19 protein-coding genes and 2 tRNA genes are annotated in these 18,780 nt (G+C 63.4%); 13 read left to right on the forward strand and 8 right to left on the reverse strand.

The genetic code is table 11. From position 1 onward, the window contains the following. The first annotated feature begins 18 nt into the window (after positions 1 to 18). The 5 genes from moaA to AAGS40_RS10515 all read left to right on the forward strand — a co-directional run bounded on the left by moaA (position 19) and on the right by AAGS40_RS10515 (position 3,986). Entirely contained in the window at positions 19 to 1,128 is a 1,110-nt protein-coding gene (gene moaA, locus AAGS40_RS10495; RefSeq protein WP_345811196.1) for a GTP 3',8-cyclase MoaA, read from the forward strand. Positions 1,129 to 1,139: 11 nt separating this feature from the next. Further along, positions 1,140 to 1,754, forward strand: coding sequence for a molybdenum cofactor guanylyltransferase MobA (gene mobA, locus AAGS40_RS10500; protein ID WP_345811197.1), 615 nt, complete (start codon positions 1,140 to 1,142; stop codon positions 1,752 to 1,754). 83 nt (positions 1,755 to 1,837) lie between these two features. Further along, a complete protein-coding gene (gene glp, locus AAGS40_RS10505; protein ID WP_345814359.1) occupies positions 1,838 to 3,145 on the forward strand; it encodes a gephyrin-like molybdotransferase Glp in 1,308 nt (435 codons plus the stop codon). Positions 3,146 to 3,222: 77 nt separating this feature from the next. Continuing rightward, complete coding sequence (locus AAGS40_RS10510) at positions 3,223 to 3,498, forward strand: hypothetical protein (protein ID WP_280995874.1); 276 nt, start codon at positions 3,223 to 3,225, stop codon at positions 3,496 to 3,498. Then, positions 3,498 to 3,986, forward strand: coding sequence for a GNAT family N-acetyltransferase (locus AAGS40_RS10515; protein WP_345811198.1), 489 nt, complete (start codon positions 3,498 to 3,500; stop codon positions 3,984 to 3,986). The genes AAGS40_RS10510 and AAGS40_RS10515 overlap by 1 nt, the downstream gene beginning before the upstream one ends. A gap of 121 nt (positions 3,987 to 4,107) precedes the next feature. On the opposite strand, the gene rmuC is transcribed toward AAGS40_RS10515, so the two are convergent. The 5 genes from rmuC to pncB all read right to left on the reverse strand — a co-directional run bounded on the left by rmuC (position 4,108) and on the right by pncB (position 10,118). Then, positions 4,108 to 5,556: a DNA recombination protein RmuC gene (gene rmuC, locus AAGS40_RS10520; protein WP_345811199.1), complete on the reverse strand. Its 1,449-nt coding sequence runs from the start codon at positions 5,554 to 5,556 to the stop codon at positions 4,108 to 4,110. Beyond that, complete coding sequence (locus AAGS40_RS10525) at positions 5,553 to 6,542, reverse strand: D-glycerate dehydrogenase (RefSeq protein ID WP_345811200.1); 990 nt, start codon at positions 6,540 to 6,542, stop codon at positions 5,553 to 5,555. The genes rmuC and AAGS40_RS10525 overlap by 4 nt, the downstream gene beginning before the upstream one ends. 55 nt (positions 6,543 to 6,597) lie before the next feature. Beyond that, on the reverse strand, positions 6,598 to 8,028 hold the full coding sequence (locus AAGS40_RS10530) for a sodium:proton antiporter (protein WP_345811201.1): 1,431 nt from the start codon (positions 8,026 to 8,028) through the stop codon (positions 6,598 to 6,600). An 89-nt stretch (positions 8,029 to 8,117) separates the two neighbouring features. Beyond that, positions 8,118 to 8,780: a lactate utilization protein C gene (locus tag AAGS40_RS10535; protein ID WP_345811202.1), complete on the reverse strand. Its 663-nt coding sequence runs from the start codon at positions 8,778 to 8,780 to the stop codon at positions 8,118 to 8,120. A gap of 138 nt (positions 8,781 to 8,918) precedes the next feature. Continuing rightward, entirely contained in the window at positions 8,919 to 10,118 is a 1,200-nt protein-coding gene (gene pncB / locus AAGS40_RS10540) for a nicotinate phosphoribosyltransferase (protein WP_345811203.1), read from the reverse strand. A 274-nt stretch (positions 10,119 to 10,392) separates the two neighbouring features. Here pncB and fdxA point away from each other — a divergent pair, with 274 nt between their 5' ends. The 8 genes from fdxA (at position 10,393) to AAGS40_RS10580 (ending at position 15,230) form a co-directional block, all read left to right on the forward strand. Continuing rightward, a complete protein-coding gene (gene fdxA / locus AAGS40_RS10545) occupies positions 10,393 to 10,716 on the forward strand; it encodes a ferredoxin FdxA (RefSeq protein ID WP_230511223.1) in 324 nt (107 codons plus the stop codon). A gap of 135 nt (positions 10,717 to 10,851) precedes the next feature. After that, a tRNA-Asn gene (locus tag AAGS40_RS10550) sits at positions 10,852 to 10,927 on the forward strand. 62 nt (positions 10,928 to 10,989) lie between these two features. Continuing rightward, a tRNA-Asn gene (locus AAGS40_RS10555) sits at positions 10,990 to 11,065 on the forward strand. A 268-nt stretch (positions 11,066 to 11,333) separates the two neighbouring features. Further along, positions 11,334 to 11,810, forward strand: coding sequence for a CreA family protein (locus AAGS40_RS10560; RefSeq protein ID WP_345811204.1), 477 nt, complete (start codon positions 11,334 to 11,336; stop codon positions 11,808 to 11,810). A 101-nt stretch (positions 11,811 to 11,911) separates the two neighbouring features. Continuing rightward, positions 11,912 to 12,739 (forward strand): AraC family transcriptional regulator, encoded by an 828-nt coding sequence (locus tag AAGS40_RS10565; protein WP_345811205.1) that lies wholly within the window; start codon positions 11,912 to 11,914, stop codon positions 12,737 to 12,739. 313 nt (positions 12,740 to 13,052) lie between these two features. Next, positions 13,053 to 13,757: an AzlC family ABC transporter permease gene (locus AAGS40_RS10570; protein ID WP_345814361.1), complete on the forward strand. Its 705-nt coding sequence runs from the start codon at positions 13,053 to 13,055 to the stop codon at positions 13,755 to 13,757. Next, entirely contained in the window at positions 13,754 to 14,077 is a 324-nt protein-coding gene (locus AAGS40_RS10575; RefSeq protein ID WP_345811206.1) for an AzlD domain-containing protein, read from the forward strand. The genes AAGS40_RS10570 and AAGS40_RS10575 overlap by 4 nt, the downstream gene beginning before the upstream one ends. A gap of 385 nt (positions 14,078 to 14,462) precedes the next feature. Continuing rightward, positions 14,463 to 15,230 carry a DUF4088 family protein gene (locus AAGS40_RS10580; RefSeq protein ID WP_345811207.1) on the forward strand — a complete coding sequence of 256 codons (768 nt, stop codon included), beginning with the start codon at positions 14,463 to 14,465 and terminating at the stop codon, positions 15,228 to 15,230. 46 nt (positions 15,231 to 15,276) lie between these two features. On the opposite strand, the gene AAGS40_RS10585 is transcribed toward AAGS40_RS10580, so the two are convergent. From AAGS40_RS10585 to AAGS40_RS10595, 3 genes are all read right to left on the reverse strand, one after another. After that, positions 15,277 to 17,412: an ATP-dependent helicase gene (locus tag AAGS40_RS10585; RefSeq protein ID WP_345811208.1), complete on the reverse strand. Its 2,136-nt coding sequence runs from the start codon at positions 17,410 to 17,412 to the stop codon at positions 15,277 to 15,279. Positions 17,413 to 17,680: 268 nt separating this feature from the next. Beyond that, positions 17,681 to 17,947, reverse strand: coding sequence for a hypothetical protein (locus AAGS40_RS10590; RefSeq protein WP_345811209.1), 267 nt, complete (start codon positions 17,945 to 17,947; stop codon positions 17,681 to 17,683). Between the two features lie 165 nt (positions 17,948 to 18,112). Further along, complete coding sequence (locus AAGS40_RS10595) at positions 18,113 to 18,553, reverse strand: hypothetical protein (protein ID WP_345811210.1); 441 nt, start codon at positions 18,551 to 18,553, stop codon at positions 18,113 to 18,115. Positions 18,554 to 18,780 lie beyond the last annotated feature (227 nt).

An 18,780-nucleotide genomic window follows, 5' to 3' on the forward strand; every position in this document is an offset into this window, starting at 1 on the left:
GGCCTACGAAGCGCCCCCATGTCCCGACGCATCATTCCTGTTGCCGATCTCACCGCGGTGCCGGTCATCGCCGGCCCAATGCAGGCGCCTAATGGCGCGCTGCACGATACGCTTGCGCGTCCGCTGCGCGATTTGCGTATTTCGGTCACGGATCGGTGCAATTTTCGCTGCGTCTATTGCATGCCGCGCGCAGTGTTCGACAAGGACTACGCGTTCCTGCCGCACAGCGCGCTCCTCAGTTTCGAGGAAATCGAGCGACTCGCGCGACTCTTCGTCGCACATGGCGTCGAAAAGATTCGCCTGACGGGCGGCGAACCGCTGCTGCGCAAGAATCTCGAATTCCTGATCGAGCGGCTGGCGCAATTGACAACGCCTGACGGACGCCCGCTCGACCTCACGCTGACCACGAATGGCTCGCTGCTCCAGCGCAAGGCGCGCAGCCTGAGGGACGCTGGCCTGTCGCGCGTCACCGTCAGTCTCGATGCGCTTGATGACACCCTCTTTCGTCGCATGAATGACGCCGACTTTGCGGTCGCGGACGTGCTCGCGGGCATCGAGGCGGCGCACGCAGTGGGTCTTGCGCCCGTCAAGGTGAACATGGTCGTCAAACATGGGACGAACGACAGCGAAATCCTGCCGATGGCGCGTCACTTCAAAGGCTCGGGCGCAGTTTTGCGCTTTATCGAATACATGGACGTGGGCACCTCGAACGGCTGGAACATGACCGAAGTGCTGCCGTCGGCCGACGTCGTGTCGCGCATCGCCGAAGACTTTCCGCTCGTGCCCCTTGAGCCGCATAGCGCCGCCGAAACCGCGCAGCGCTGGGGTTATGTGGACGGCAGCGGTGAGATCGGCGTGATTTCGAGCGTCACGCGTGCGTTTTGCAATACCTGCACGCGCGCGCGTCTTTCCACCGAGGGCAAGCTGTATTTATGCCTGTTCGCGTCGTCCGGACATGATCTGCGCGCGCTCGTGCGCAGCGGCGCGAGCGATGCCGACATTGCCACCGCCGTCGCCGAAATCTGGCAAGCGCGCACCGACCGCTACTCGCAACTGCGTGGCAGCCATACCGCCGAGTCGCTCGCACTCGAAGGGCGCCGCGTCGAAATGTCGTACATCGGCGGCTAAGCGGCACGCGCATGACGCCGACTCGCGAACACATCACAGGTTTGCTGCTCGCAGGCGGCCGCGGCACGCGCATGGGCGGCGTCGACAAGGGTTTGCAGACACTGCGCGGCAGGCCGCTCGCGTCGCATATGCTCGAACGACTCGCGCCGCAAACCGGCGCGCTGCTCGTGAGCGCCAACCGTCACGTGGACATTTACACGCGTCTCGGCGCGCCTTTCGGCGCCCGCGTGGTGGCCGACACGCTGCCTGATTTCCCCGGTCCGCTGGCCGGGCTGCTCGCCGGCCTGAACAACGCTGAAACCGACTACCTGCTCAGTACGCCATGTGACACGCCGCGCTTCCCGTCTGATCTGGCTGCGCGCCTCGCCGAGGCGCTTGAATTGAACGCGGCGGACATTGCCACCGCGGCAACCGTCGACACCGACGGCCAGATTTCACCGCATCCGGTTTTTGCGCTCCTTCGCACCTCGCTCGCGGACGACCTGGCGACCTTTCTGCACGCCGGCGAGCGCAAAGTGCGCGCGTGGTACGCACGCCACAAGACGGTGGAAGTGATCTTTACCGACCAGCGCGCGTTTTACAATGCCAACTCGTTACAAGAACTCGCCGACCTCGAGCGTGACTGAGGTCCCGGCGCAAATCCCGCTCCGGCCACGTGGCAACTTCGGCAACGGCTGCCCGCGCCGCCGGCCGCGACGTCCCGCTCTTCATGACCACGCTTAACGAATTTTCCCGCTGCGTCTCGCAGTACGACCCACACGCGCTACCCGTTTCGGCCGCTCAGGCGATTGTTCGCCAGTGGGCTGCGCCGGTCACGGCCGTCGAGCGCGTCGCGCTACGCGATGCGCTCGACCGCGTGCTTGCCGCCGACATCGTTTCGCCGATCAACGTCCCTTCGCACGACAATTCGGCCATGGACGGCTACGCGTTCAAACGCGAAGTGCTGACAGAATCGGGCAACGCGTCCACGGTGGAGTTGAGCATAGTCGGCAAGGCGCTGGCCGGGCATCCGTACACCGGGCAGGTCGACGCTACGCAATGTGTGCGCGTCATGACCGGTGCGTGCATGCCTTTGCATTGCGACACCGTCGTGCCGCAGGAACTGGCCGAGCGCCACGCCGATTCCACGACCATCCGCTTTGCCGCCAACGCCGTCGCGCCCGGCGCGAACCGCCGGCTGGCGGGCGAAGATCTCGCCTGCGGACAGGTCGCGCTGCGTGCCGGCCGAATCGTGCGCGCGTCGGACCTTGGCTTGCTGGCGTCGCTCGGCATCGGCGAGGTCAGTGTGCGACGCCGCTTGCGCGTCGCCTTCTTTTCCACCGGCGATGAGCTGCGCTCACTCGGCGAGCCGCTCGAACCCGGCTGCGTGTACGACAGCAATCGCTACACGCTGTTTGCAATGCTGCGGCGGCTGAACGTCGACGCGCTCGACCTCGGCGTGGTGCGCGACGAGCCCGCCGCGCTCGAAGCGGCATTGCGCAGCGCCGCAGCCAGCGCCGACGTGGTGCTGACTTCGGGCGGCGTATCGGTCGGCGAGGCGGATTTCACCAAACAGTTGTTGCAGACGTTCGGCGACGTCGCCTTCTGGAGTCTCGCGATGCGCCCCGGCCGGCCGCTGGCGTTTGGCCGCGTATGGTCCGGCGAGCGGCCGGGTCTCGGCTCGCCCGCACTGTTTTTCGGCTTGCCGGGCAATCCGGTCGCCGTGATGGTGACGTTCTATCAACTGGTGCGCGAAGCGCTGCTGCTGATGTCCGGTGCGACATCTCAGCCGCTGCCGTTGATTCATGCGGCAAGCCGCCAGGCCATCCGCAAACGCGCCGGCCGCACGGAGTTCCAGCGCGGCGTAGCCACCCAGGACGCGCAAGGGCAGTGGCATGTTGCGCCGACCGGCTCGCAAAGCTCAGGCGTGCTGAGTTCGATGAGCGAAGCCAATTGCTTTATCGTGCTCGGGCATGACCAAGGCGAAATCGACGAAGGAGAACGCGTCGATATCATGCTGTTCGACAGCATCATCTGAAACCGGCGCAGCCCGCGCCTTTGCTGCCGGTGACTACCGCTTTACCCATTACTACTACGACTCACGGGTTTGACTACATGAAAAAACAGATTTCGTTCATTGCACCGGGACAGACGGCCAAAGCACTGATCCTCGTGTATCTGACGTTCTCGGTGCCAATCGTGTTGCTGGGTGTGCTGGTCGCCTTCATTCGCTATGGTTCGGTCGAATTGAGCACGGTGTTCAGCGCGCTGCTGCTGAATGCAATTCTGGGCTTCATCCTGTTGTGGATCGCGTGTCACGCATACAACTGGGTTGCTTCGCGATTCGGCGGCATTGAAATCCAGTTGTCCGACGCGCCGGAGGAAGCCTGATGTCCGCCGTGATCCGCGCCGCCACGCCCGCTGACGTCGGCGCCATCTTTGCGCTGATTTACGAGCTTGCAGAGTTCGAAAAGCTCACGCATGTTTTCGTCGCCACGCAAGAAGGTCTCGGCGACGCATTGTTCGGCGCGCGTCCTTCGATTGAAGCCCTCGTCGCGCAGAACAACGGACTCATCGTCGGGTACGCGTTGTTCTTTCACAATTATTCGAGCTTTGTCGGCAAGCGCGGCTTATACCTCGAAGACGTGTACGTTCAACCGGCACAACGCGGCAGCGGTCTAGGCACCGCGCTGTTGCAGCGTCTTGCGGCGCTCGCGGTGGAACGGCAATGCGGCCGCTTCGAATGGACCGTGCTGGACTGGAACAGGACGGCCATCAGCTTCTACGAGAAGATGGGCGCGACCGTGTTGCCGGACTGGCGCGTGGTGCGTTTGTCGGGAGAACCCCTCGAACGGCTGGCAGCCACTGCGAAGCACTGAGCACTGAGCACTGAAACGCTGAAACGCTGAAACGCGAGGGCACTGAAGCACGCAGGCGCTCAACCCACACGCCAACTCTACGGGCGCCGCTTCGAGTCACGCGCTGCACGTCATTCCACGATCAAGTCTCGTCGGGCTCCACGCCCGCAAGCGCGTCGCCGAGCAATCCGCTCGCTTCGTCACCCGGCAAAGCTTCGACGTCGCGCAGTCTGCGGTTCATTACGCGTGTGCGTGTTTCCGCGGCTTCAATCGAACGGGTCACGGTTTCGAGCTGTGCCTTGGTCTTCGCGAGCACGTCGCCGAACTTGCCGAACTCGGTTTTGACCGCGCCGAGCACCTGCCACACTTCGCTCGAACGCTTCTCGATAGCGAGCGTGCGGAAACCCATTTGCAGACTATTGAGCAAGGCCGTCAACGTGGTGGGACCGGCAATCGTCACGCGATAGTCGCGCTGCAGCAGATCCGTCAAACCGGGACGCCGCAGCACTTCGGCATATAGACCTTCGGTGGGCAAAAACAGCAGCGCGAAGTCGGTGGTATGCGGCGGCGACACATACTTCTCGGCAATAGTGCGCGCCTCGGCGCGAATACGCGCTTCGAGCGCGCGCGACGCCTCTTCCACCGCAACCGGATCGGCGCGTTCCTGCGCGTCGATCAACCGCTCGTAATCTTCACGCGGAAATTTCGCGTCGACGGGAAGCCAAACGGGCGTGGCGGCGCTCCCCTGCTCGGCTCGCCCCGGCAGTCTGATCGCGAACTCGACGCGCTCGGCGCTCTTCGGCACCGTCGCCACGTTCTTCGCGTACTGATCCGCAGTCAGTATCTGTTCGAGCAGCGCTTCGAGTTGCACTTCGCCCCACGTGCCGCGCGTCTTCACGTTGGTCAAAACCTTTTTCAGATCGCCGACACCCGCCGCCAATGTCTGCATTTCGCCGAGTCCCCGGTGCACCTGTTCGAGCCGGTCGGACACGAGCTTGAACGACTCGCCAAGCCGCTGTTCGAGCGTGGCATGCAGCTTCTCGTCGACCGTACGACGCATTTCCTCGAGTTTGGTCGAGTTATTCGCCTCGATGTCCTTCAGACGTTGCTCGATGGTTGCGCGCACTTCGGCAAAGCGGCGATCGTTCGCCTCCGTAAGCTGACCGAGTTGCAGCGTGAGCGTGTCGCCGAAATGCCTGAGCGAGCGGCCCTGTTCATCGCGCGCCTGCAGCGCCTGCGCGTGCAGGCTATCGCGTACCGCGTCGAGTTGCTGCGCGAAAGCGTCGATCTTGCCGTTCTGCACCGTGGTCATGCTGGTGAACTGCGCGGCGAGCGTCTGCTGAAAATGCGCAAAACCGCCGCTCTGCTCGCTGCGCGACACGCGCGCCGTCTCCGCAATGTCATTGCGCAGTTGCCGCTCGAGCCGCTCGTGAGCATGCAATTGCGCATCCGTCGCCGAGTCGAGACGTTCCGCGAGTAGTTCGAATGGCTCGTGCTCTTCAGCGCGACTATGGCCGCGCATCAGCAGCGCCAGCGTAATAGCCAGAGCAACCGCCAGCACCGCGACGGCCGCCGCCAGAATCATCGTCATGTACGTGCCTTGCCGATGACGTCCGGATTGATCGGGTTCGGCGGCCGTCCCGCGCGCAGACCCTCGCCCAGACCCGCGATCAGGTTGTCCGCGGCGAGATTGGCCATTGCGCGACGCGTGGCTTCGGTCGCGCTGGCAATGTGCGGCGTCAGCACGACATTCGGCACGGTCAGGAAATCGCGGTTGAAATCCGGCTCGCCTTCGAACACGTCCAGCCCGGCCGCGGCAATCTGCTTCGAGCGAAGCGCCTCGATCAGCGCGGTATCGTCGACAATGCCGCCGCGCGCTATGTTGGTCAGGGTGGCCGTAGGCTTCATCAGTGCAAGTTCGGCCGCGCCGATCGTGTGATGGTTCTCTTTCGTGTACGGCAACACCAGCACGACGTGATCGGCGCGGCGCAACAGGTCCTGCTTCGACACATACTCCGCGTTCAGCTCGGCTTCGATCTCCGGCGCGACGCGCGAGCGGTTGTGATAGATCACCTGCATGTTAAAGCCCTTTGCGCGGCGCGCCAGCGCCTGACCGATACGGCCCATGCCGATCACGCCGAGCGTCGAGCCATACAGGTCGCCGCCGAGGAAACCGTCATACGACCATTTCTGCCAATGCCCCGCGCGCAACCAGTGCTCCGATTCGGCAAGCCGGCGCGCGGCCGCCATCATCAGCGCCCAGCCGAAATCCGCTGTGGTTTCGTTCAGCACGTCCGGCGTATTGGTGCCGAGCACATTGGCGGCGTTGAACGCGGCCATGTCGAAATTGTTGTAGCCGACGGCCATGTTCGACACCACCCGCAAGCGCGGCGCGGCAGCGAATATCGCTGCGTTGATTGGCTCGCCGGCGGTGAGCGCGCCGTCTTTATCCGCGAGACGGCGGGTGAGTTCGTCGACGGGCAGAATGTCGCCTTCGTTCGCGTCGACGTCGAAATACTGTCTGAGCCGTTCGATCACATCGGGAAAGATCGGACGGGCGACGAGGATCTTCTGCATTGCAATTCTCCGAATAGCGCGTCGGGCCAGATAGCCTGGACGTCAGTTGTCAGTATCAAAAAAACAGCCAGCCGGTGACGACGAAAAGCGGCAACAGAACCGCACTGGACCAGCCGAGATAAGCGAAAAAGCTCGGCATGCGAACGCCGCGCGACTCCGCAATTGCCTTCACCATGAAGTTCGGCGCGTTGCCGATATACGAGTTGGCGCCCATGAACACCGCGCCGGCGGAGATCGCGGCAAGCGTCGTGGCGCCGGTGGTCATGAGCTTTTGCGCTTCGCCGCCAGCAAGGTTGAAGAACACCAGATACGTTGGCGCGTTGTCGAGGAAAGACGATAGCAAGCCTGTCGCCCAGAAATACATTGCATCATGCGGCTCGCCCGACGGCGTGTTGACCAGATGGACGATACCCGCAAACGCGCCCCCTTCACCGGCACGCAAAATCACGATCACGGGTGCGATCGTCACGAAGATGCCGGCGAACAGTTTGGCGACCTCCTCGATCGGCGCCCAGTTGAAGTCGTTGCCCGCGCGCGCCGCGCGCGGCGTCAGCACGAGCGAGAGCAAGGTGACCGCGATCAGCGCGACGTCGCGCACGACGTTTTGCAACGCCACGTGGGTGCCGAACACGTCGAACTCGACGCCCGGCTTCCACAGGCCGCTCATCAGCACCAGCGCGATCACGGCGGCGAGCAGCACGAAATTGACCGTGCCGTCGATTCCGAACGATGCCGAATCCGGCGTGGATTCGACAAAGCGCGACCGCGCTTCTTCCCGCCGATAGAAGTAGTACGAATCCAGCGCATAAAAACCGCCGAGCAGTACGACGCAGACGAACAGCATCGGCAGTGCAAGATGAACGGTAGTCCAGAAGAAGCTCACGCCTTGCAGGAAGCCGAGAAAAAGCGGCGGGTCGCCAAGCGGTGACAGCGAGCCGCCCGCATTGGCGACCAGAAAGATAAAGAACACCACCACATGCACGACGTGCTGGCGATTGCCGTTTGCACGCAGCAGCGGGCGGATCAGCAGCATCGCGGCGCCGGTCGTGCCCATGATGCTGGCGATCAACGTGCCCAGCGCGAGAATGCCGGTGTTCAGACGGGGCGTGCCTTGCAGATTGCCGCGCACGCAAATGCCGCCCGCGACGGTGTAAAGCGCGGTCAGCAGAACGATGAACGGAACGTATTCTTCGAGCAGCGCATGCACGAGCGTGCCGAACGCGACATTTGCGCCAAAGAAGAATGCGAATGGCACGAGAAAGGCCAATGCCCACGCCGCCGCGACTTTGCCGAAATGGTGATGCCAGAACGCCGGCGCAATCAGCGGGAACACGGCGATTGAGAGCAGCACGCCCGCAAACGGCAGGCCCCATAGCGCTGACAGAGCCGCGCCGTCGGGTGTGGCGGCCGACGCGCATTGCGGCCAGCCCGTGAGTGTGAGAAAGAATGCGAGCATCGCGCCCGCAGGCACCGCGTGCCGTTTCATATTGGAATCCTATTGATGACGAACGGCCGTGCACGGCGTAAGACACGGCCCGCATGACGACGAATAACGTAAGGGAAGAAACGTTGCGCTCACGCGCCACGCACGACGATCACATGCACGCGATACGGGCCATGCGCGCCGAGCACGATGGTCTGTTCGATATCGCCCGTGCGCGACGGTCCCGAAACGAAGTTGACCGCGCGCGGCAACTCGCCCCGCTCGCTGCGAATGAGGGCGAATGCGTCTTCGTGTCCCGCGACGATGCGAGACGCCGGCACGATCGCAATATGGGTTTCCGGAAGCAGTCCAGCCGACGCATACGTTTCGGGCCCGGACAGCAGCACGAGCGTGCCCGTCTCGGCGGTCGCGCAGAAGCAGCCGGTGAGACCGACCACGTCGCCATCTTTTGGCTTGCGGAATTCGACCGTGAGGCCGGCTTCCGCCCACGACAGATCCTGCAGTGTTTGCCACGCGATCGCCTGAAGCGGCAAGCCATGCTGAGTGAGATAGCGATGCGCGGCGGCCGGCGCCTCGCCGAGCGATTCGACGGTGTCGACCGTGGTCGCCATTTTCTGCGCTTCCTCGATGAAGCGCGCGGTGAGATCGGCCGGCATCTCGGGACGCGGCCCTGGCGGGTGACGCGCCAGGTAGTCCGCCGCGGCCTCGCGTTCCGAAGCGGATGGCTCGGGCTCGCGACCTTGCGCCGCGCGGATGCGCGCCAGGATGTTGCGGCGGGCAAGCGATGTGTCCATGTGCGAAATCCTCGTGTCGACAGCCGTGCGATATGTCGAGAATTATACCGGCCACCTCCGCGGCGGACACCTTGGCCGAACGGCCAGCCTGCGTGGCGTCGCCTGAAGGTTCGCGCCGCGGGTCGTCTGACTTTTCCGCTACTTTCCGCTACTCTCTTCTTCCGGCTGCGCGATGCCGAACACCTGGCGCAGATACGCGAGATACGCCTTGTCATCGCACATGTTCTTGCCCGGCGAGTCCGACAGCTTGGCCACCGGCTGGCCGTTGCAGCGAACCATCTTGATCACGATCTGCAGCGGGCTGTAGCCGAGGTCGTTCGTCAGATTGGTGCCCACGCCGAATGCGAGCTTGCAGCGTCCGCGGAAACGTTCGTAGAGTTGCAGCACCTTCGGGATGTCCAGCGCATCCGAGAACACGAGGATCTTGGTGCGAGGATCGCAACGGTTCGCTTCGTAGTGTTTGAGCAGCCGCTCGCCCCAGTCGAACGGATCGCCGGAATCGTGGCGCGCGCCGTCGAACAGCTTGCAGAAATACATATCGAAGTCGCGCAGAAACGCCTGCATGCCGTAGACGTCCGATAGCGCGATGCCCAGGTCGCCGCGATATTCTTTCGCCCACATTTCGAAGCCGAAAATCTGCGAGTCGCGCAGCCGCGGACCGAGCGCCTGGCACGCCTGCAGGTATTCATGCGCCATGGTGCCGAGCGGCGTGAGCCCGTGCTTCATCGCGTAGAACACGTTGCTCGTGCCGGCGAACTGTTCGCCCAGACCGTCTTTGAGCGTGAGGATCACTTCCTCGTGCCATTGCTTCGAAAAGCGGCGGCGCGTGCCGTAGTCGGCGATCTTGCAGTCGGCGAACTCGGGTCGCGCGCCGAGCAGCGTGATCTTCTCGACGAGGCGTCCGCGCCCTTCGCGATAGTCGGGCGTCTGCTGCGTGTTGCGGAAATACACCTCGTTGACGATGGCGAGCATCGGAATCTCGAACAGGATCGTGTGCAGCCACGGCCCTTTGATTTCGATGTCGACTTCGCCATTACCCTTGGGCGACGGCTCGATCGAAATGTATTTCTCGTTCAGATGAAAGAGCGCGAGGAACTCGATGAAGTCGCCCTTGATGAAGCGCATGCGGCGCAGGTAGTCGAGTTCTTCGTCGGTGAAGCGCAACTCGCACAGCTTGCGCACCTCGTCGCGAATCTCGGCGATGTACGGCACAAGGTCCACGTTCGGCGTGCGGCAGCGGAAGCGGTACTCCACGTTCGCCGCGGGAAAGTGATGCAACACCACTTGCATCATCGTGAACTTGTACAGATCGGTGTCGAGCAGCGAAGTAATAATCATGATGGTGCGAACAGGACTGCGGAAAATGCGGAGGCCCGACAGGTAAGGCCCGACCCACCCCTACGCGAAAGCGCGCCCCGTGCGCGCCGGCTTGTCGCATGTTACCCGAATGCGTCCGAAGTCCGCGTGCCGCCGCCCCCGTCCAGCCCTATAAACTAATCACGAAAACATATAAGAGCGCCGCCGCGATGCGTCATGCGGCTCTTGACGTTGCGATACAATAGCGCTTTTGGCGTTTGCGCCTCCCCAGATACCGCATGCAGGAGCTGCCTGAATGACTCACGTTGTGACCGAAAGCTGCATCAAGTGCCGCTATACCGACTGTGTCGATGTGTGCCCGGTGGACTGCTTTCGCGAAGGTCCCAACTTCCTCGCGATCGACCCCGACGAATGCATCGACTGCGCAGTCTGCGTGGCCGAGTGCCCGGTGAACGCCATCTATGCCGAAGAAGACGTGCCGGGCGACCAGCAGAACTTCATCGAGCTGAATGCCGAACTCGCAAAGAACTGGCCGAGCATCACCAAGACCAAGGCACCGCTGCCGGAAGCCGACGAGTTCAAGGACGTGAAGGAAAAGCTGGCACTGCTCGCCCGCTGACCGTCCGGGGGTGACTGACAAGGCGCCGACGTGGTTGCGCGCTCTGCGGCTTCAGCGCTTTCGAGATGAGCGCGGGGTATTGACAGCCTCCTAAGCTCCTCCTACAATTCCGTCTCTCTGCTGTTGTTGTTCTGTTCCTCGATAGCTCAGTCGGTAGAGCGCCGGACTGTTAATCCGTAGGTCCCTGGTTCGAGCCCAGGTCGAGGAGCCAAGAATTGCAAAAGCCCGTTAACCAAGACGGGCTTTTTTATGTAGACCATGTCGTACTGCTGTTCCTCGATAGCTCAGTCGGTAGAGCGCCGGACTGTTAATCCGTAGGTCCCTGGTTCGAGCCCAGGTCGAGGAGCCAAAAATTTTGAAAGGCCCGCATCCGTGCGGGCCTTTTTGTTTTGCTCGTGCGTTTTGCTCGAGCCTTTCGCTCAGATGTCCTCCTGCGGCGTTCTGCGACCCCGTCTCCGCAAAGCAGGCCGCTCCCCCACGCCCGGCAGCGGCATAGTGCATCGTCCGCACCGTCCACTTCATCCGCACGCGCCATGGGGCGCCGCTGCCGTTATACGATGGCGGTTCCCCCGGCGCGTCCACGCGCGTCAAAACCGAATGCTCACTGCCGGCACCTTATGAAATCGACCTTGTTGCGCACCGCCTTTTCCATGGCCGCCGGCCTGCTTCTGACCTCCGCGCATGCCGAGGAAGTCGGCAGCGTCAATACCAACTTTCGCATTACCGGCTCGGACCGCGTGGTCGTCGAGGCCTACGACGATCCTCAGGTGCAAGGCGTCACCTGTTATGTGTCGCGGGCGCGCACCGGCGGTGTCAAGGGCACGCTTGGCATTGCCGAAGATCCGACCGAGGCGTCCATCGCCTGCCGTCAGGTCGCCGACATCCATTTCACCGGTCCAGTGAAGAAGCAGGCCGACGTGTTCTCGGTCAGCATGTCGCTGATCTTCAAGTCGCTGCACGTGGTTCGTGTGGTGGACGCGAAACGCAACACGCTCGTCTATCTCACCTACAGCGACCGCGTGGTGAGCGGCAGCGCGAAGAACAGCGTGAGCGCCGTGCCGATGCCGGCCGGCACGACGATCCCGGTCAAGTAAGCCGTCCGCCGCGCTACGGCAAAACGTATCGGGCGCGCAGACAGGAGCGCCCTGACGTCTTCCGCGCGCGCTAAACTGAGCGGTCCTGCCGGACTCTCGCCATGACCGCCCATCGCTTCCAGGATTCTGCCCGCTACTGGCGCACGCCGCTTCTGCCGGGCGCGGACCTGCTCACCGCCGAATATCACCACCACGAGTTCGCGCCGCATTGGCACGACGCGTACACGATTCCCGTAATCGTCGCGGGCGCCGAGGGCTACCGGTATCGCGGTTCGGACTATGTCGCGGAAGCCGGCGGCGTGCCGATCATCAATCCAGGCGAACTGCATACCGGCTCGAAAGCGGTCGAAGCCGGCTGGCGGTATCGCGTGATGTATGCGCCAGTCGAGTTTATTCACGAACTGGCCAACGAGGTGGCCGGCAAGCCGCAGGCGTTGCCGTGGTTTGCGCCCGGCGTGATCCGCGATCCTGACCTGGCCCGGCGTCTCACGCAGGCGCACTGCCTGATGGAAAGCGGCGACGACCCGCTCGCCGCCGAAGCGGCAATGCTCGATGCGCTGTCCACGCTGCTCGTGCGCTATTCGCGGACACAGCCTGAAGCGTCGGGCGTGGCGCGCGACTACGCTCGCGTGTCGAGCATGAAAGAGCGTCTGACCGGCAATCTCGAGGAATCCGTCACACTCGCCGACATGGCGCTCGCTGCGGGGCTTTCGCCCTTTCATGCCGCGCGGCTTTTCACGCGGACAACCGGCTTGTCGCCGCACGCGTGGCGCAATCAGGTGCGCCTGCAACGCGCGCTTGCGCCGCTGCGTGCGGGCGTTCCCGTCACGGAGGTCGCCGCGGCCAGCGGCTTCACGGACCAAAGCCATTTCACACGCCACTTCCGGCGCATGTTCGGCGTACCGCCGGGACGCTGGCAAGGCGCCTGATTGCGCGGCCTGATTGGGCGGCCTGATTGTGCGCTGTGACGGTGAGGCGCGCAGCAGCGTTGGCCGCCCGCTCACGCACCGCACCGCACCGCACCGCAAGAACATACAAGCCGCACCGTGGCCGGCCCGCTATGCTTCCCGGACCAAGGAGGCAAGATTGACCCACCCATCCCCAACCCGCACAGGCGAGACCCGGTCAGGAGAGACCCGGTCAGGAGTGACCCGGTCAGGCACGACCCGGTCAGGCGAGACCCAGCCCCGCCACACCGGCCATCTGAAAGAACTCACGGCCGGCGCACGCGACATCATCCCGATGATGGTCGGCGCAGCGCCGTTCGGCGTCATCTTCGGCACGCTCGTCGCGTCCGGCCCGCTGCATCTGTGGCACGGCCAGCTGATGTCGCTCGTCGTATTCGCCGGCTCCGCCCAGTTCATCGCGCTAGGGCTGATCGCCGGTCATGCCAGTTTCGCGGTGATCTGGGCGACGACCCTCGTCGTCAATCTGCGCCATGTGCTGTATAGCGCGACGCTTGCGCCCCACGTCGCGCATTTGCCCGCCCGCTGGCGCTGGGCGCTCGGCGCGCTGCTCACCGACGAAGTCTTCGCCGTCGCGTGGGAACATTATCGGCACCGCGAGCCAGGCACGGTCGGCCCGCACTACTTTTTCGGCGCGGGCCTCGCCATGTATCTGAACTGGCAACTCTGGACCGTCGCCGGCCTGCTCTTCGGCGCTGCGTTCCCGGGTTTGCAGTCGCTCGGCCTCGATTTCGCCATGGTCGCGACCTTCATTGCGATCGTCGTGCCGCAACTCGTTGCGCTGCGCTTCATCGCGGCGGCAGTCACGGCAGGTACGCTGGCATTTTTCTGGCAAGCCTGGCCGTACAAGCTCGGATTGCTGGGCGCGGTGTTCGCGGGCGTGGCAGTGGGCGTTCTGCTGTCGACGTCGCGCTTCATGCCGGACGCCCAGCGTAAGAATGCGCCGCGCGGCGCGCGCAAGACCGTGGAGGCATCGCAATGAACTATGTGATCCTCATTCTCGGCATGGCGGCGATCACGTGGGTGATTCGCTCGGCCGTTTTCGTGCTGGGCGACCGGCTGGTGTTTCCGCCGCTCGTGCGCACCGCGCTCGGCTTCGTGCCCGTGACGGTGCTGACGGCGATCATCGTGCCGATGGCCGTGTCGCCGCACGGCGCGAACGCCGAGCTGACCTGGCGCAACCCGCAACTGGTCGGCGCGCTCGCCGCGATCGTGATCAGCGCGACGACGCGTCGCCCGCTGCTGACCATCGCCGTTGGCCTCGTGGTCTTTTTCGTCTGGCAGGGCGTCGTGCTCAGATAATCGGGCGAGGCGCACGCGGCCCGTCAAAATGGTCTGCCCGCAACCTGCGGCGCGCCTTTTACCAGCCGTTAACCCAATAATGAGCATGCCCGCTCGTCCGCTCGCTGCCCCCGCCGTGTCGGCCACCCGGTGCGTGCGCGCGCCGACGCGGGACCTCCTTTCCATTCCCGCATCGCCTCTGCCCTTCCCTTAAGTTTCCCGCCGGATCCGCCGTTAATCAGGCGAGGTCCGCGCATCGGGACATGTTCCGCTGGCGCGCGCCAGAAGATTTACACGCACACGCAGCACCTATACCGCGCCGGCATCTGGCGTCGTGTCGTTACAGCGTCCAGCAGAGACCGGATGACACGACGAAGCCGCGCGGCAGGACCAAACGGGATATGAAATGGGTCAAATCACCCTCACACTCAAGCAAGAGACCATTGCGACGCTGCGCAAGGATTTCGACGCTTTTCTGCGCGTTTCGCTGAAGCTCGATCCTCAGTTCGCAACGCCGTCGTTCGAGGACTTTCTGCGCGCCAAACTGCTGGACAACATGATGCCGCTCACCGAACACGCGGTTCAGCGGATGTTGCAGGGCGGCCAGTACGCATGGGCCAAGCGCACGCTCGACAAGGAGTTTCCGGACGTGGTCGCGATCCTGATGCGTCAGGCGGGCGAATTTGGCTTCGGTTTTGCGTCGCGCTCGGAATGGACGCCGGAGGAACTCGCCAAACAATGTCACGACTGGGCCGCAGCGATCGTCAAGGAAGCGGAAGGCGACGCGGCGCTGATCGACCCGCTCGCGGCGCAGATCAAAAGCGCCGCCCAGGACATTCAGGCACTCGAAGAGATCATGCAGACACCCGCGTGGCGCCTCGTGGAATCGCTGCGCCAGCGCGTGTACGAAGCCAAGGTGGCATGCGAAACCAGCGTGGGCAGCACCGCGCGTGAAAAGCTCGGCGAACTGCGCGGCCTGCTGCGTCTTGGCATATCGCACGGCTCGTTCCAGAAGCAGGAAGCGCAGCAGATCATGGAATATCTGCGCCTGCTGAAGCCGGAAATTTTTGTCGAAGAACCCTACGACGTGTTTTCGCGCCTCGCCGCGTGGCTGCGTAATTTCTTCGTGCCGCCGCGTCCTGTGCCGCAACAGCAGCAACGCCAGTCGCGCTAAAGCGGTCCGGTTAAGACTCGCAGATGGCCGCCGCCTGCCGGTGGTCTCAGTCCCACATTTTCCTCAGCTTCGCCGCGATCTCGATCTTGGCCTGTGCGGCCGCAGCCAGCCCCGACGCCGTCGGCGCGCACGACACCGGCACACGCGGCCACGCATAAGCATCGAAGAGCGGCATCAGATGTGCCGGAATGAAGCGCGTGCGCGATGCCCACACGTGACGGTCGCCCATATGCGTCTGGTTGTGCACGTAAAAGCGTTGCGGCACGACGATGTGCAGATCTTCTTTAGCGCGCGTCATGGCCACGTACAAAAGGCGGCGCTCCTCGTCGATTTCCTCCTCGCTGCCGGTGCCCAGATCGGATGGAATACAGCCGTCGACGCCGTTCAGCACGAACACGTTGCGCCACTCCTGCCCTTTCGCCGAATGGATCGTCGACAGGATCAGATAATCCTCGTCGATCAGCGGTACACCGGATTCGTCGCTGGTGGCGTCAGGCGGGTCGAGCGTCAGTTCGGTGAGAAAACGTTCGCGCGACGCATAGGTGCCCGCAATGCTTTCCATTTGCAGCACGTCCGCGTGACGGACCGCCGCGTCCTCGTGATTGCGCTCGAGGTGCGGCTCGTACCACCGCCGCACCATTTCGAATTCCGCGGGCCACGGCGTCTGCCGTCCATACACGCTCGACATCAGCTTGACGAACGGGTGCCAGTCTTCCTGCGCGCGTGGCGGCGGAGCAAACGCGGCAAGCACGTTGCCGGCGGTTTCGACGGGATTGCCCGCGCCCGCGCCCGCGCGCGCGGCGATCTCGTCGAGCACCTTCGCGGCCGTGGCCGGCCCGACACCCGGCAGCAATTGCACGACCCGAAACCCGGCGACGCGGTCGCGTGGATTCTCCGCCCAGCGCAACACCGCGAGCACGTCTTTCACATGCACGGAATCGAGGAATTTCAGGCCGCCGAATTTGACGAACGGGATGTTGCGGCGGGTCAGTTCGACTTCGAGCGCGGCGCTGTGATGCGCAGCCCGGAACAGCACTGCCTGCGACTTCAGTTTCATACCCTGTTCGCGCGCCTCCAGCACCTGCTCGACGATGTAGCGCGCCTGATCCGCTTCATCGGCGACCGTGACGATGCGCGGACGCTGCGCCGATGTCTTGTCGGTCCACAGGTTCTTGGTGTAGCGCTCGCTGGCCAGCTCGATTACTGCATTCGATGCCGCGAGAATCGGGCTGGTCGAGCGGTAGTTGCGCTCCAGCGTGATCTGTCTCGCAGGCGGGTCGAAGTGCGCGGGAAAGTCGAGAATGTTGCGCACGGTCGCGCCGCGAAACGAATAGATGGACTGCGCGTCGTCGCCGACCACCGTCAGGCCGCGGCCGTCCGGCTTCAGCGCGAGCAGGATGGACGCCTGCAGGCGGTTGGTGTCCTGATACTCGTCGACCAGCACGTGATCGAAACGGCCCGACAGGTCGGCGGCGATGGCAGGCTCCGCGGCCATGTGCGACCAGTAGAGCAGCAGGTCGTCGTAATCGAGCACGCTTTGCTTCTGCTTGGCCTCGACATAGGCCGCGAACAGCATGCGCAGATCGGCTTCCCACTCGCGGCACCATGGGAATGCGGTGTTGAGCACGTGTGACAACGCCGCGCCCGTGTTCACCACCCGCGAATAGATCGCGAAACACGTGCCTTTCGCCGGAAAGCGCCGCTCCTTCGCCGACAAACCGAGTTCGTGGCGCACGAGGTTCATCAGGTCGGCCGAGTCTTCGCGGTCATTGATCGTAAAAGCGGGGGCAAGGCCGATCAGGTCGGCGTATTCGCGCAACAGCCGCGCGCCGACGCTATGAAACGTGCCCGACCAGGTGAGTCCTTGCGCGAGCGCAGCCCTTGAGCCAAGCGCGGCGCCGGCAATACGCGTCACGCGCCGCGTCATTTCGAGCGCCGCACGGCGCGAAAAGGTGAGCAGCAGGATACGGCGCGGATCAGCGCCCTTCACGACCAGGTTGGCGACGCGATGAGCCAGCGTATTGGTCTTGCCGGAACCCGCGCCCGCAATTACGAGCAACGCGCCCGGCGGCGTATGAGGCGAGTCCGCACCATATTCGACGGCTTCGCGCTGCGCGTCGTTGAGCTTGGCCAGCCAGCTGGCGGTGTCGGATGGCGGCGGCGATTCGGCGACAGAGAGCACGTTGGATTCGGGCGTTCAATGGATTCAGGATGGCGACGCATACTGTATATCCATACAACCTCACTTCACAAGCGACCCTTTTTTCTGGCGGCACGATCGGAGCGCGCACGCCGGCTACGCGGCCCGTGTTTGCTCAGGCGGATTGCTTGTTGACCGAAACCGCGCACCGCCGGTTCAGGCAAAGCAATGGCCCGTGCGCGCAGTCGCAGACGGGCCATTGGACGATGAAAACGAGCGCAATTTACACAATTAAGCGCGAACCCTATCGTCAGTCCTGCTTCTTTGCGTCCTTCACCGCGGCGTCGGCGTTCGCCTTGTCGGCGTCGGCCTGCGCATCGGTCTTTTTCTTGTCAGCCTTGGCTTGTGCGACAGCCGCCTTCTTGTCGGCCTTGGCCTGTTCCTTGGCCGCTTTCTTGTCAGCGTGGGTTGCCGGCGCAGCGGTCGGATCGCTCGCCTGAGCGAACGCAACCGACGACACGCAGCCGGCAAGCAGCGCGGCAACAATCTGATGCTTCGTAGCTCGAGTGATAGTCATGCGATACCTCCTTGCACCGTAACAGCAACGTTGAGCTCGCAACGTTAAACAGTTTCAACTCGCGCGGCGGCATGGCGGCAGCACGATCAGCCGCCACGCTGGAATTTCACCGGCGCATTCGTCAGCGGGCCTGACGCCCGCTGTTCGATGCCTGCCGTTGTGGTGTTAGTGCTTCGCGTCCGTGCCGTCCGTCGGGTCAGCGGGTTGGCCCTGCATGTTCATTTTCATTTCGTTGTTGGCAGTCTGCTTATCCGCCTTCTGGTTGATCTTGGCGTCGCGCACCTGCTCCTTGTATTGCGCCTTGGCGGCCTTCTGCTGTTCCTTCAGTTCAGCCTTGGACGCCTTCTTTGACGCGCGATACTCGGCGTTCGCCTGCGCATTGGCGTTGCGCTTCTGAACCAGCGGGTCGGTCGAGCCCGGCGCCGTCAGACGCATCGGCGGCGGGGTGACGGGCTGCGCGCCCGGCGCTGCAGGCGCGACGTCCGCACCTTGGGTCTGAGCCTGCATTTGTCCGTCGGCGCCCGGCTGCGCAGTTTGCGCGACAGCAGCGGTAGCGGCAAAGGCGCTCAGGGCGGTACCAATCAGAAGCGTGCGAATCTGGGTCATGTTAAGTCCTCTCTAGAGTTGTTATGACGCGGGCGTCATAGCGGCGGTCCGTCAATATGAAAAGCGTTCATGCGCTTTGCCCGGTCTGACTTTCACTTGAATACAGCGAACTTTACTACTGGTCTTCACTTTACGAGTGGAAAACTCGGACTGCGACTACTGTTACGCAAGGTTTCACTTTCCGACAAATGGATAACAACTGCTTGCAACTGCTTGCGCCATCCGGA

This window comes from Paraburkholderia sp. PREW-6R, from assembly GCF_039621805.1.
Taxonomy (GTDB): Bacteria; Pseudomonadota; Gammaproteobacteria; order Burkholderiales; family Burkholderiaceae; genus Paraburkholderia.